Raw genomic sequence first — 14531 nt, 5'->3', positions numbered from 1 at the left:
TTCTCCTTATTTGATGAGTTCTTGGCGTCTTTGTTCATACGCATCGCGTATAAAAGTATAATAATCTACACTATTTTGGTAAATATCATCTATTTTTTCATACTCAAAACTTAATTCATTGAGTTTTAATGCAGCATTTACGCCTGCTCCAACCCAAAAATTCTCAATATATCCCTCAGGCACCATAAACCAATTTACAGGTAAAGCTAAAGCATCTCTTACATTATAAGGACCTAAAAGTGGAAGCACTAGGTGTGGTCCACTACCTACTCCCCATTTGCCCAAAGTCGTTCCAAAATCAGCCTCATAACTTTTTAAAGGAGTTTTGCTCGCACTATCTAACAAACCAAATCCAAAAATCACATTCACACAAAATCTTCCAAATTCCTCGCCAGCTTTTCTAAATTCTAAACTTAAAAGGTGATTGATAAATCTAAAAGGCGATCTTGTGGTATCAAAAGCATTTTTTACCCCTGTTCTTATAAAACTTGGAGTAATACTTTTATAAGAAAGTGCAACCGGTCTTAAAAAATAAATATAAAGATCATAATTAAATTTACTCATAGCTTTATTATAGCTATAAAAGCTATCTTTGACTTCTTTTTTTTGATATTCTTGTTCAAAATCTTCAAAGTCATTGGCTAAAATCAAAGTATTAAAAAATAAACACAAACTTAGTATGTATTTTAACAAGCTTTTTCCTTTTAAAATTTCATAAATTATACAAAAATTAAAATAAATTTTTACATTAAAATGCTCTTAAAATATTCTTTAAAAAAATTAAAATTTTTTATTTGCTTATGAAATAAGTCTTAGAAAATATGCAAAAAATACAAATTTATTTTTGCTTTTAAAAATAAGCTATAATTTTTTCAAAATTTACTACTAAAAGGATAAAAAATGAAAAAAATTTTCACCCTACTTTTTTTGTGCATTTTTGGTTATAGCGCTGATGTAAATATCGCTGCAGCTGCAAATGTAGCTTATGCTTTTAAAGCCTTGCAAAAAGAATTTCAAAAAGAAAACCCTGATATTAGTATCAATGTAAGCTTAGGCGCTAGTGGAAATTTAGTCTCACAAATCAAAAATGGAGCGCCATTTGATATATTTATGGCTGCAAATATGAAATTTGCACAAAGCTTGTATGATGATAATTTTGCTAGTACAAAACCTATTATTTATGCTCAAGGAGCTTTAGCTTTACTCAGTGTTAGAATGGATTTAAACAAAGGATTACAAACGCTTAAAGAAGAAAAAGTAAAAATCATCACCATAGCTAATCCCAAAGCTGCTCCTTATGGTCAAGCTAGTATAGAAACTTTACAAAATGCTAAAATTTATGAGCAAACAAAAGCTAAAATCATCGAAGCAAAATCCATAGGAGAAGCACTTACTCAAACACTAAAAGCGGCCGATGTGGGTTTTATAGCAGCAAGTGCTTTATATGAAGATACACTAAAATCTTATAAACTCCAAGAAGGAAAAAATTATATTTTAATCAATCCAAAGCTTTATGAGCCAATCAATCAAGGCATTGTTATCACTTCTTATGGTAAAGATAATGCCAAAGCTAAGAAATTTTATGATTTTATTTTAAGCAAAAAGGCTAAGGAAATTTTCAAAGCTTATGGCTATAATATCCCATGATTAAAGCTAAAATAAATACTATAAAAAATCATGAAAATATAAACTGGGTAGAATTTCTTATAAATAAACATAAATTATATATGCTTGCTTTAGAACTTGATGAAAAAGCAAGCATTGATCAAGAAGTTTTACTTGCTTTTAAAAGTAGCGAATGCTTACTTAGTAAAAAAAATTTAGAAAACTCATTTTTAAATACCTTTTATGCAAAAATCATTGATATTTTTCAAGGACAAATCATCACTATCGTAAGATTAGAAAATGAAATTTGCACTTTCGAAGCTCAAATTAGCACCCATGAGTTTTTAGAGCAAGACTATCAAAAAAATGATTTTGTATTTGCTTACGTACATCCTAGTGCTTTATTTATCAAAGAGTATTTATGTTAAAACTTGACTTTGAAAAAATCTTTAAAAATAAAGAAAAAGAATTTAAACTTAAGGTTAAATTTGAAGTTAAAGAAGGAGAATTTTGTGCTATTTTTGGAAAAAGTGGCAGCGGTAAAACTACACTTTTAAGAATTTTAGCAGGTTTTGAAAAAGCGCAAGGAATTTGCATTTTTAATAATACGATATTTTTTGATGATAAAAACTTTCTAAGCCCACAAAAAAGAAAACTTGGCTTTGTTTTTCAAGATTATGCTTTATTTGAAAATATGAATGTAGAGCAAAACTTACTTTTTGCCAAAAAAGATCTAAAATTTGCTAATGAACTTTTAGAACTTTTAGATTTAAGCAAACACAAAAAAAGTCATATTTTAGAACTAAGTGGAGGACAAAAACAACGCGTAGCTTTAGCAAGAGCCATTATGCAAAAACCCAAACTTTTACTTTTAGATGAACCATTTAGTGCCCTAGATAATGAGATAAAACTACACTTACATGATTATCTTTTAAATATACATAAAACTTATAAAATCACTACTATTTTAATCAGTCACGATGTAAGTGAAGTTTATAAACTAGCCAATAAAGTCATCATTTTAGAAAATGGAGCCATCATTAAAGAAGGCTCGCCCAATGAAGTTTTTTTAAAAACACAAGGCTCACAAAAATTTGCTATAAAAGCACGCATTTTAAAACTACAAAAGCAAGATAGCATATTTATAGCCATACTTGCCATAGGTAATCAAATCAGCCAAGTAGCACTAAGCCCTTTAGAAGCTAAAGATTTTAAAGAAAATGATGAAGTGCTTTTGAGCCAAAAAGCTTTTGCGCTAAATTTAACTAAGATATAAAAAACAATGTTAAAATAAGATAAATTATTACAGGGTTATAAATGATTTATGGATTTTTTATCTTAAAAATTTTATACTAGCTTATGGACAAAATGGAAGATAAAAACTGCATATGGTTATTTTTTCTACGCCATAGCTCCACCTTTTATCCTTTTGTAGTTTCATTTTTAATTAATTTAAAAGGATATAAAATGCATTGGTTAGTATTAGCAATTAGTATAGTTTTTGAAGTGATTGCAACAAGCCCGATGAAGTATGCAAGCATAAGTAAAAATAATCTTTATTTAATCGTTTTTGCGGTGTTTTTTTCATTTTCTTTAGCAGGTTTATTTTATGCTTTGAAAAAAATTGATTTAAGTATAGCTTATGCAACTTGGGCAGGTTGTGGTTTGGCACTTGTTAGCGTGGTGGGATTTTTAATCTTTAAAGAAGCAATAACCATTAATAAAATCATTTTTATTATTTTAATCATCACTGGAGTGGTGGGATTAAAACTTGGTGCTTAAGCCTTTTGGCTTAAAGCACATTCATACTTTGTATCATTACTTTTGCTTTACATTCAGCACAGCAATATAGTGTTTTTATCTTAGCCTCATCGCCCATAAATCTTGGCTTCATAATGCTAGCAATTTTTTCAATGGCCTTTTTAGTAGCAAATTCTTTCCCGCACTCTACACAAGCAAAAAGTTCATCTTGAGCTAAAACCATAAAAGAAAAATACTCTTTTTCTAAATCTATCCCGCTTCTTTGAAGCATTAAAGTATCTTTTTCAGCACAACTTGCCTCACAATATCCACAGGTAGTACATAAGCTTGCATTAAATTTCAAAGAATTATCCTTAGCATCAGCCACTAAAGCTCCTACATTACAAGCTCCCACACAAGAAAGACATAAGGTACAGGTATCTGTATTGATAGTGATTTTTCCATAGCGTATCCATTCTTTGCTTGGGATATTGCCTAAATTTTCTTCTTTTATAAGTTCTCTTAATCTTATAGCAAAATCTTCTCTTTTTAAAAGCGCAGGATTATAAGAAATAAATTTGAGATTTTCTATAAAATGCGCTTGATTTATAGCCTCTAAAAGTTCTTTTTCATCTTTAGCTAGAAAAATTGCATTTTGTTTAAATTTTCTTTGAAAAATTTCATTCATCAAAGCTATTACTTCTAAAGCACCTTGCGATAAGCCATCACTATAAAAAACCACACTCGCACCACTTGTTTGAAGCATAGCTAAAAAATGCGCTTGATCAAGATAGTTTTCGCCTTTAATCATAAAAGGCATTACATCTTCTTTTAAAGTGATATTTAAATTTTCTATAGGCATTTTCTCAGGGATTATTAAAATGATTTTATCTTCATAAAATTTTAAAATTTCATAAAAGCTATTGCGTGGCATAGGTGCATAATCAAGCGCCCCGCTAGGACAAATCCCCACACAATCACCACAGCTTAAACAATCTACATGAGAAAATTCTAATTTTCTTTGCTCATCATCTTTTAAAATAGCCACACTAGGACAAATTTCAGCACATTTTCCACAATGAACACTTCTTCTTTCATGGTATTGACAAATGCTATCATCATAACTAATATAATTTCTAAATTTATATTTTGGAGAATTAGAATTTAAAAGTTTTATAAGTTCTTCTTGACCTAAAGTAGTTAAATCATAACAACCACTTTGTTGATCAAAACTTTCTTTTTTTACATCATATAAGAAAAAATCACAATCAATCTCTACTTGCTCATTATCTTTTAAAGCTATCACGCAAAGCTCGCCCACGCAACCTAAAACACCCAAACATTGCTCATTGTTTAGTTTTAAAACCTTGTATTCTTGTTTTTTTAAGCTTTCAATAAGCTCATTTTGATCCTCATTGCTTACGATAATTACATTTTTACCCACTTCTTTGGTGTATTCTAAATCAAGTCCTAAATCATAAACTTTAGATCTAATCTTATATAAAGACTCAATAGTTTTGGCTTTTTTTAGCACATCATCTTGTGAATTTTTAAGATAAAAATTAATCTCAGGTGCATAAACTTCAGGGTTTAAAAGCTTTGAATTTCCTATAAAAACTTCTTCATTACAGGCTTTTTGAACTATACTAATATCATCACTTAAAGGAATTAAATCTTCATTTTCTAAAAATACAAAATCTTTCATAACGCTCTCTTTTAATTTTTTTTATCTTATTATATAAATTTCATTATAAAAAAGTTATAATTTTACTAATTTATTCTTAAGGTTTAAGATGAACAAATTTAGAAATTTTCCTCCCATAAACGCACTTATAAACGATAAAAACTTGGCTAATTACCCTTTGTATTTAAGATCTCATTTTGCAAAAATAGTTGTTTCAAATTGTAAAAAAGAACTAAGTGAAGATGAAAATTTAAATTTTAGCTTGCAAGATTTGCTAAGTAAAATTGCTCAAAGTATTGATGAGTTTTTAAATATGCAAAGTCAAAGTTTGATCAATGCTACTGGAGTTATCATACATACTAATCTTGGTCGTAGCATTATTGATGAGAGTATTTTTGAAAGAACTAAAGAAATCATCTGCTCTTATTCAAATTTAGAGTTTAACATGCAAAGTGGCAAAAGAGGTTCAAGGTATGACGCACTTAGTGCGAATTTAAAAATATTATTTGATTGTGAAGATTGTTTGGTTGTTAATAATAATGCCTCGGCTGTATTTTTAATCTTAAATACCTTAGCAAAAAATGAAGAAGTTATTACTTCAAGAAGTGAGTTAGTTGAGATTGGGGGAAATTTTAGAATTCCTGAAGTTATGCTAGCAGCTGGAGTTAGGCTAAAAGAAATAGGCACGACTAATAAAACTCATCTGTACGATTATGAAAAAGCTATCAATGAAAATACTAAAATGATTTTAAAAACTCATCGTTCTAATTTTGCTTTTAAAGGTTTTTTTGAAGAAGTAAGCTTAAGTGAAATTCATGCTTTAACAAAAAAGAAAAAACTCATATCTTATTATGATTTAGGTGCTGGCTGGTGTGAAAAGATTAATAAACAACTTAGCAAAAACGAGCCAAGCGTGAAAGAGCTTTTAAAACATTGTGATATTTTAAGTTTTAGTGGCGATAAGCTTTTTGGCTCTACTCAAGCAGGCATTATACTTGGAAAGAAAAAATACATTCAACAACTAAAGAAAAATCAACTTCTAAGAATGTTAAGGGTTGATAAAATCACTCTAGCTTTTTTAAATGAAACTACCAAAGCATACTTAGAAAAAGAATATGAAAAAATCCCTACACTAAAACTTTTAAATGATGATTTAAAAACCATAGAAAAAAAGGCTTTTTTTGTCAAAGAACAAATTCCTATTAAGTGTGAATTAAAAGCTTCTAAAAGTTTAGTAGGTGGTGGCTCTATGCCTGATAAAAGCTTAGATACTTTTGTGTTAAGTTTTGATGAGAAAGCTTTGCTTTTACAAGAAAAATTTAGAAAAAAAGGTGTGATTGGCCGTGTTGAAAATGGGCATTTTGTGCTAGATTTTAGAAGTATTTTAGAAAAAGATTTAAATAAAATAATAAGCATTATCAAAGAGGTATTTCATGCATAGTATTATCATAGGCACTGCTGGACATATTGATCATGGTAAAACTTCGCTTATTAAAGCTTTAAATGGTTTTGAAGGTGATGATTTAAAAGAAGAGCAAGAAAAAGGTATTACGATTAATCTTAGCTTTTCAAATTTAAAAAGTGAAAATTTAAATATTGCTTTTATCGATGTGCCTGGACATGAAAGTTTAATTAAAACTATGATAAGTGGTGCTTTTGGCTTTAGAGTGTGTATGTTTGTCATAGATATAAATGAGGGTTTAAAGGCTCAAAGTATAGAGCATTTAAGGGTTTTGGAATTTTTAGGCGTAAAAGATGTAGTGCTTATTTTGAGTAAGGTTGATTTATGCAAGGATTTACCGCAAAAACAAACAGAGCTTTTAAAAGAATTAAAAGCTTTTAAAATCAGTATTTTAAAAGCTTTTCCAACTAGCATTTATGATGAGCAAAGTATATTAAATTTAAAAAACTATCTGCTTAGTTTAAAGCCTAAAGAAAATGATGAAAATTTGATTTTTAGATACTACATTGATAGAGTTTTTTCTCTAAAAGGTATAGGGACGGTAGTAACAGGAAGCTTAAATGAAGGAAAAATCAGCAAAAATGAAAAAATCTTTTGCCTTGAAAATCAAAAAGATATCATTGTAAAAAACATACAAATTCATGAAGAAAATGTTTTAGAAGCAAAAGCTTATAATAGAGTTGCTTTGAGTTTAAATTGTGATTATCATAAGTTAAAAAAAGGCTATGTATTAAGTAAAAAAGGTGTTTTTAAAAGCTTTAAAAGTATCGATGGGGTTGTTTTTAATACTGAGATTAAACACGGGAGTATTTTAGAATTTTGTAGTGGCTCAAAAAAGCTTAATGCAAAAATTAGTGTAATCAAAGAATTTGAAGATAAAACTTATATTAGTTTAGAGTTTGATAAAAGCTTACCTTTGTGTTTTGATGATAAATTCATCTTGCTTGAAAATGGGCGTATTAAAAGTGGTGGCGTGGTGTTAAATGCAGTGAGCGAGCCTTTAAAAAAAGATATAAAAGCTAAATATTTAGCACTTTTAGAACAAAAAGATTTTAAAAAAGTATTTGAATTTTTAAAACAAACTCACAAACTTGGCTTTGGCTTACTTTCAAGCTATCAACGCTTTAAACTCACTCATGAACAAGCTTTAAACTTAGCAAAAAGCTTAGATCATGTTTTTGTCGATGAGCAAGCTTTAAATGTATACGATCTAAATGCTATGCAAACTTTGAAAGAATTTATTGATTTTATTTTCTCTAAAAATCCTTATGCTTTAATCTCGCCTCATTCTATCGCCTTAAGGCTTAGCTGGGCGAGTGAGAGTTTTTGTGCTTATGTACTCAAGCAAATGCAAGAAAAATTAGATTTTAAAGACGGCATATGGTTTTTAAAAGGACAAAATTTTGAAAAATTACAAGAAAAGGCTCATTGCGAGCTTTATGAAATTTTAAAAAAAGAAGGTATAAAACCTACCGCGCCTTACAATCTTTATGAATATTTAGAGCTTGATAGGAAAAATGGAGATCTTATCTTAAAAAAACTCACTAAAGAAAACAAAGTCAAAAGATTAGCGCATAATCTTTTTATAGAAAAAAATGCCCTTGAAAATCTCATGCAAGAGTTTTTAAAGCTTTTACAAGATCATCATTTAGATGTCACTTTTGTAAAAAATCATTTTCAAATTTCAAGAAAATACGCCATAGCTTATTTAGAATACCTTGATAAAAACTATCCTCAAGTGATAAAAATCAAGGAAAAAAGAATGCTAAAAGTCTAAGTGTTAAAATTTACATTTTATAATGATACAAATTTAAATTAAAGGAAAAAAATGAAAAAATCTCTAGCTCTTTTAACTCTTGCTAGCTCTTTATTTGCTGCAAGTAATGAAGAAATTATTAATTTTTTTAAGAAAAATCCAAATTTATCAAATGCAAATATTAGTGTTTCTAGTAGAGAAAAAATTCCTGATACTAACTTTGAAGCCGTGATAGTTAATTTTGAAATTAGTGGTAAAAATTTCCAAGAAATCGTTTTCACTCAAGATAATATCATCACAACCGAAGTAATTGATGTAAAAAAAGGTGAGTTTTATTCTCAAGTTTATCAAGCAAAACTCATGGAAAAACAACAAGCTGAATTTTCAAAAAAAGCCTTAGTGGAACTTAAAAAAGAAAAAATGTTTGTTTCTTTAGGTGATAAAAACAAACCTTTGCTTTATGTTTTTAGTGATCCTGAATGTCCATACTGTAGAATGCATTTAGATAAAATAGAAGAAACACTAAAAACTCATCAAGTTAAATTTATCTTAACCCCTATCCATGATACAAGCGCATTTGAAAAATCTGCATTAATCTATAAAGAAAGCAAAAATGCTAAAGATGATGCACAAAAAATCGCTATCATGAAAAAATACTATGATAAAGATATAAAAGATTATAAAAAACCTAGTGAAGCTGAAGTTAAAGCAGTAAGAGAAACTTTTGCAAAATACTCTAAACTTGGTCTTCGTGCCGTACCAACCATAATCGATGCTCAAAAATAATCTTTTCTTGCTTGTGCTTGCACTATTTTTAAGTGCTTGCACAGGCCCTGTGCAAACTTTTATCCAAACAAATAATGAGGGTATTTTCCTACATGCTAATAAAAATCAAAGTTTTTCTTTACACATCAATAATCCTTCAAAATTAAACACAAATTTAGAGGCCAAACTCACTCAAAAATTACAAAATTTGGGATTGGTTTTAGATAATACTCAAAGTGATTATAAAATCTATCTCAATATAGTAGATTTTAAGAAATTTTCTTACGCACAAAGACTAATTGCTTCTAATGCGAGATTTTTTTATAATGACTTTGATAAAATAGATAATGTTTTTGAAATGGAAGTAGAAAATTATTATCTTTTGCAAGTTAATTTACAAATTAGCTCCAAAAACTCTACTCAAAGCACCTCGCTTTTAGCAAGAACTGCTTATCTTAGCAATATAGATAGAGCCAAAGAATCTTTAGAAGAAAAAATTGCTAATCAAATAACAAGCTTTTTTTATATGCATTAAAGATGGCATTTAAGCCATCTTTTTAAATATAACCATGATCAATCATCGCATCAGCTACTTTTTTAAAGCCTGCTATGTTTGAACCTACTACTAAATTTCCTTCATGATTATAAGCTTTTGCACACTCGTATGAATTTTCAAAAATATTTTTCATAATCTTATGCAATTTTGCATCAACTTCATCAAAACTCCATTGACACATACTTGCGTTTTGTTGCATTTCAAGTTGAGAAGTCGCTACCCCGCCTGCATTTGCAGCCTTAGCTGGAGCAAATAAAAAGTCTTTTTGATTTAGCATAAAATCAATCGCTTCAAGTGTGCTTGGCATATTAGCTCCCTCTGCTACCATACGACAACCATTGTGATATAAGGTTTTAATATCTTCTAAATTTAACTCATTTTGCGTAGCACTTGGAAAAGCTATATCACAAGGTATACTCCATACTCCATTACAACCTTGTTTATACGCACTTTTTGGAGTAAAAATTGCACCTTTTTTAAGCGCTGCATAATCACTCACCCCAGCTCTTTTTACTTCTTTAATTTCTTTTAATAAATCTAAATCTATTCCATCTTTATCATAAACAAATCCATCACTATCGCTTATTGTGATTGCTTTTGCACCAAGTTGGTATAGTTTTTCTATGGTATAAATTGCCACATTTCCACTACCTGAGACTGCACATTCTTTTCCTTCTAATGCATTGTTATATTTTGCTAGCATTTCTTGAGTAAAATACACACAGCCATATCCTGTTGCTTCTGTTCTTGCTAAGCTTCCACCCCATGGAATTTTCTTTCCCGTTAAAGTTCCATCAAAATTAGAGCTAATTTTTTTATAAGCTCCAAACATATATCCAATTTCCCTAGCACCAACCCCTATATCACCCGCTGGCACATCAGTGCTTGCACCTATGATTTTTGAAAGTTCAGCCATAAAAGCTTGACAAAAACGCATAATTTCTGCTTCGCTTTTACCTTTAGGGTCAAAATTTGCTCCACCTTTAGCACCGCCTATCATCAAACCCGTTAAAGAGTTTTTGAAAATTTGCTCAAAACCTAAAAATTTCAAAACATCCAAATTTACACTAGGATGAAATCTAAGTCCACCTTTATAAGGACCTAAACTAGAATTAAACTGCACTCTATAGCCAAAATGTGTTTGAGCTTTACCTGCATCATTGATATATACAACTCTAAATATAGTTGTTTTTTCAGGCATTACAATACGCTCTAATATTGCATGATCTTGATAAGTTTTGTTAGATTCAAGTAAAGGCTCTAAAGAATTTAATACCTCAGTTGCTGCTTGAAAAAAGATAGGTTGTCTTGGGGATATTGTTTGAATTTTTTCTAAAGTTTCGTTGATATATTGTTTAGCCATACTCATAAATTGTCCTTTTTATAGTATCTTGCTGTTTGTTTTAGCTAAAAATTTTTTTAGCGCCATTTGCTCCTTTGTTCCTATTTTGTAATAAATTAGCTTTAAGTATGCGCTAATTTCCTTTTGAGAAAGATTTCTTGATTTAGAATAATCTAGCAAAATATATTGTGGAATGAAAATTTTACTTTTTGTGAAATTTTTCATCATTTTTTTATAAATAGAAAAATTTTTAACACAAGAAAAGCGTGCAAAAACAAAAGGTAGTTTTGTCTTTTCATACCATAATTCACACAAATCAATATAATCTTTTGGATTTTGCAAATAAAGTTTTAAAGCCTTATCACCGATGATAACCTCCCCTTTTTGCTTTAAAACTTTTGCAAGAGCATTAGAAGTTGCAGAACTTGCATCTTCTTTGCTTTGAGAATGTTTTTTTACTAAAACGCTTTTTACCTTTTTGCTTGCGCAAATTCCCACATTTAAGGTTTTGTATTTTTTTCTACGACTTTCAATACTTGAAATAATCGCTGCATCAATGCGTCTAAAATACAAATGGCGATTTAGCTTACTAGGAACCCCTTTTTTGTATTCTGTAGTTTGCTTAACATAGCTAGGAAAAGCTGCTTTTTTAAGATAGATATGCAAAGGGAGTAAATTAAGATAATCTATCTTTCCAAAAACCATCTTAGCCTTTCTATGATTAAGTATTAGTATCCTATAAAAAAATATCTTAAATATAAATTAATTTAATTAAAAATATAATCAATACTAAAATTTATATCAAAATTTAACATTTATTGTAAAAAATTATTTTGTAATCTTAGATTATTAAGTAAAAAATTAAAATAATAGAAAAGTCAAATTGAAAGATTGAAAATAAAAATTAAGTTTTATTCAAAAAAATATTTTAAATAAAACTTAATCTATAAAAACTATTGTAAACTTGCTAGATATTTTTGATAGTCAAATTCTTTTACCAAAGCCACTCCATCTTCAACCGCAGCTTTTGCCACAGCAGCACTAACTACAGCTTTTACCCTGCTATCAAATGGTTTTGGTATAACATAGTCTCTACCAAAGCTAAGCTCTTCTACCCCATAAGCTTGTTTTACCTCATCAGTTACTTCAAGCTTAGCTAAATCAGCCAAAGCTTTAGCAGCAGCTACTTTCATATTTTCAGTGATTTTAGTCGCTTTTACATCTAAGGCTCCTCTAAAAATAAAAGGAAAACCTAAAACATTGTTAATTTGATTTGGATAATCACTTCTACCTGTTCCAACTATAGCATCATTTCTAACCCTTTTAACATCTTCAGGCATTACTTCAGGCACAGGATTAGCTAGTGCAAAAATCACAGGATCTTTAGCCATACTTAAAATCATCTCATCATCTAAAATCTTAGGTGCACTTAAACCCAAAAACACATCAGCACCTTTTAAAGCCTCTCTTAAAGTACTATCTTTGGTATCACTTACAAATTCTAGTTTGTATTTATTTAAATCATCTCTTTGGGTATTAATCACACCTTTACTATCTACTAAAACGATATTTTTAACCCCTAAATTTCTATACATTCTAGCACTTGCAATACCCGCTGCACCCGCACCACTTACTACTACTTTAATATCTTCAAATTTTTTACCACTAATTTCCATAGCATTCATTAATCCTGCTGTAGAAATGATCGCGGTACCATGTTGATCATCATGCATTACTGGAATTCCAAGATCTTGCAATGCAGCTTCTATTTCAAAGCATTTTGGTGCTGAAATATCTTCTAAATTAATTCCTCCAAAGGTAGGTGCTATAGCTTTACAAAAGGTAACAATCTCATCTACACTATGAGCATTAATTTCTAAATCATAGGCATTAACATTAGCAAATTTTTTAAATAAACAAGCCTTTCCTTCCATCACGGGCTTACTTGCGCTTGCTCCTATATTACCAAGTCCCAAAACCGCACTACCATCACTTACTATGGCAACTAAATTAGCTTTATTGGTGTATTTATAAGCCAAAGTTTCATCTTTTGCTATCTCAACACAAGGTTCAGCAACCCCCGGAGAATAAGCTAAAGATAAATCATGCGCACTATCCATAGGCTTTCTAGCAACAATATCTACTTTACCCCCTAAGTGGTATTCTAAAGCCTCTTCTTTTAAATTCATTATTTCCCCTTCATGTAAGTTAGTAAATTTTCTATTCTAAGCTTAGCTTTTTGCACTCCTAAAAATTCTAATACTTCAAATATACTAGGACTTACCGAGCTTCCAGTGAGTGCAATGCGTATAGCTTGGGCTAGATCTTTTAACTTAAGATTATTTTCTTCTAAGAATCGATTAGTTAATTCTTCAAATTCGCAAGCATTTTTTTGCTCATTTAAAACCATAGCGTATTTTTCCAAATAAGTTAAATTTGTTACATTAAGAAATTTATCTATGGCCTTTTGATCGTATTCTTTTGGGTCATTTAGTAACACTTTAGCCCCATTAATGATATCATGCAAGGTTTTAGCCCTCTCTCTTAACATATCCAGTAAAAATCCTGCTTTTTCATACTGACTTAAATCAAATCCTAAATCTTTTAATTGTCTATTGATTTCTTCAAAAGGTAAGGTTTTAATATAATGAGCATTAAGCCATTCTAGCTTTTTAAAATTATAGCAAGAAGCACTTTTATTAATATGATTTGGATCAAAAAGCTCTTGCATACTTTCTAAAGAAAAAATTTCATCATCGCCATGACTCCAACCAAGACGCACTAAGAAATTTAGCAAGGCTTGAGGTAAAATCCCCATATTTTTATACTCCATCACATCAGTTGCTCCATGACGCTTAGAAAGTTTTTTACCATCTTCACCATGTATCATAGCTACATGATAAAATTTAGGAATTTTAAAGCCTAGTGCCTCATAAAGAACGATTTGTTTTGGGGTATTTGATAAATGATCATCCCCTCTTATAACATCACTCACACCCATTAGTGCATCATCAATTACAACAGTTAAATTATAAATTGGGCTACCATCGCTTCTTGCAATTACAAAATCATCTAAAATATCTTCAGCCTTAAAACTAACCTCGCCTTTAATACCATCTATAAATTTAATCTCTCCACTTTGTGGTGCTTTTATACGCACCACAGGCTCAATACCACTTGGGGGAGTTCCTTTAAAATCTCTATATCTACCATCGTATTTTGGGCGCTCTTTAGCTGCTTCTTGCTTAGCTCTTAACTCATCAAGCTCTTCTTTGCTCATATAACAATAATAAGCCTTACCCTCATCTAATAATTTTTGAATGTATTTTTTATAAATTTCAAATCTTTGGGATTGATACTCAATCATCCCATCATAATCAAGCCCACACCATTTAAATGCTTCTATAATAGCTTGTGTAGCTTCTTGTGAATTTCTTTTTAAATCCGTATCTTCAATACGCAATAAAAATTTACCCTTATTTTTTCTTGCATAAAGATAATTATATAAAGCCGTTCTAAGCCCTCCTATGTGCAAATATCCTGTTGGAGAAGGAGCAAAACGCGTTGTGATTTCTTGCATATTTTTACCTTTTTTAAATTTTTATTGTTATAATGCTATAT

General features: G+C 29.8%; 14 protein-coding genes. 8 read left to right on the top strand and 6 right to left on the bottom strand.

What is annotated here, in order from left to right; translation table 11 throughout:
• Positions 1-6: 6 nt before the first annotated feature.
• A complete protein-coding gene (locus L8U98_RS03095) occupies positions 7-693 on the bottom strand; it encodes a VacJ family lipoprotein (protein WP_263724908.1) in 687 nt (228 codons plus the stop codon).
• A gap of 207 nt (positions 694-900) precedes the next feature.
• Between L8U98_RS03095 and modA the strand changes: the two genes are divergently transcribed.
• The 4 genes from modA to L8U98_RS03075 all read left to right on the top strand — a co-directional run bounded on the left by modA (position 901) and on the right by L8U98_RS03075 (position 3387).
• Complete coding sequence (gene modA, locus L8U98_RS03090) at positions 901-1647, top strand: molybdate ABC transporter substrate-binding protein (RefSeq protein ID WP_263724907.1); 747 nt, start codon at positions 901-903, stop codon at positions 1645-1647.
• Complete coding sequence (locus tag L8U98_RS03085) at positions 1644-2033, top strand: hypothetical protein (RefSeq protein ID WP_263724906.1); 390 nt, start codon at positions 1644-1646, stop codon at positions 2031-2033. Before modA ends, L8U98_RS03085 begins: the two co-directional genes overlap by 4 nt.
• Positions 2027-2881, top strand: a complete 855-nt coding sequence (locus tag L8U98_RS03080) for an ABC transporter ATP-binding protein (protein WP_263724905.1) — start codon at positions 2027-2029, stop codon at positions 2879-2881. Before L8U98_RS03085 ends, L8U98_RS03080 begins: the two co-directional genes overlap by 7 nt.
• A 191-nt stretch (positions 2882-3072) precedes the next feature.
• A complete protein-coding gene (locus L8U98_RS03075; protein ID WP_263724904.1) occupies positions 3073-3387 on the top strand; it encodes a DMT family transporter in 315 nt (104 codons plus the stop codon).
• A gap of 10 nt (positions 3388-3397) precedes the next feature.
• On the opposite strand, the gene L8U98_RS03070 is transcribed toward L8U98_RS03075, so the two are convergent.
• Complete coding sequence (locus tag L8U98_RS03070; protein ID WP_263724903.1) at positions 3398-5050, bottom strand: 4Fe-4S dicluster domain-containing protein; 1653 nt, start codon at positions 5048-5050, stop codon at positions 3398-3400.
• 88 nt (positions 5051-5138) lie between these two features.
• Here L8U98_RS03070 and selA point away from each other — a divergent pair, with 88 nt between their 5' ends.
• Genes selA through L8U98_RS03050 form a run of 4 tightly spaced genes read left to right on the top strand, consistent with a single transcriptional unit; the run spans position 5139 to position 9547 of the window.
• Positions 5139-6470: an L-seryl-tRNA(Sec) selenium transferase gene (gene selA / locus L8U98_RS03065; RefSeq protein WP_263724902.1), complete on the top strand. Its 1332-nt coding sequence runs from the start codon at positions 5139-5141 to the stop codon at positions 6468-6470.
• Positions 6463-8268 carry a selenocysteine-specific translation elongation factor gene (gene selB, locus L8U98_RS03060; RefSeq protein WP_263724901.1) on the top strand — a complete coding sequence of 602 codons (1806 nt, stop codon included), beginning with the start codon at positions 6463-6465 and terminating at the stop codon, positions 8266-8268. Before selA ends, selB begins: the two co-directional genes overlap by 8 nt.
• Positions 8269-8319: 51 nt before the next feature.
• Positions 8320-9033 carry a thioredoxin fold domain-containing protein gene (locus L8U98_RS03055; RefSeq protein WP_074692860.1) on the top strand — a complete coding sequence of 238 codons (714 nt, stop codon included), beginning with the start codon at positions 8320-8322 and terminating at the stop codon, positions 9031-9033.
• Positions 9020-9547: a hypothetical protein gene (locus tag L8U98_RS03050; protein WP_263724900.1), complete on the top strand. Its 528-nt coding sequence runs from the start codon at positions 9020-9022 to the stop codon at positions 9545-9547. The genes L8U98_RS03055 and L8U98_RS03050 overlap by 14 nt, the downstream gene beginning before the upstream one ends.
• A 22-nt stretch (positions 9548-9569) precedes the next feature.
• Here the strand turns inward: L8U98_RS03050 and gdhA are convergent, their stop codons facing one another.
• From gdhA to gltX, 4 genes are all read right to left on the bottom strand, one after another.
• A complete protein-coding gene (gene gdhA / locus L8U98_RS03045) occupies positions 9570-10937 on the bottom strand; it encodes an NADP-specific glutamate dehydrogenase (RefSeq protein ID WP_263724899.1) in 1368 nt (455 codons plus the stop codon).
• Positions 10938-10949: 12 nt separating this feature from the next.
• The gene (locus L8U98_RS03040; protein ID WP_263663404.1) at positions 10950-11615 is read right to left on the bottom strand and encodes an MqnA/MqnD/SBP family protein; all 666 of its coding nucleotides are present in this window, start codon (positions 11613-11615) and stop codon (positions 10950-10952) included.
• A gap of 248 nt (positions 11616-11863) precedes the next feature.
• The gene (locus L8U98_RS03035) at positions 11864-13099 is read right to left on the bottom strand and encodes a malic enzyme-like NAD(P)-binding protein (RefSeq protein WP_263724898.1); all 1236 of its coding nucleotides are present in this window, start codon (positions 13097-13099) and stop codon (positions 11864-11866) included.
• Positions 13099-14490 carry a glutamate--tRNA ligase gene (gene gltX / locus L8U98_RS03030; protein ID WP_263724897.1) on the bottom strand — a complete coding sequence of 464 codons (1392 nt, stop codon included), beginning with the start codon at positions 14488-14490 and terminating at the stop codon, positions 13099-13101. The genes L8U98_RS03035 and gltX overlap by 1 nt, the downstream gene beginning before the upstream one ends.
• Positions 14491-14531 lie beyond the last annotated feature (41 nt).

Source organism: Campylobacter sp. RKI_CA19_01128 (assembly GCF_025771175.1).
Classification (GTDB): domain Bacteria; phylum Campylobacterota; class Campylobacteria; order Campylobacterales; family Campylobacteraceae; genus Campylobacter_D.
This window is presented reverse-complemented; position numbering and strand designations above follow the sequence as displayed.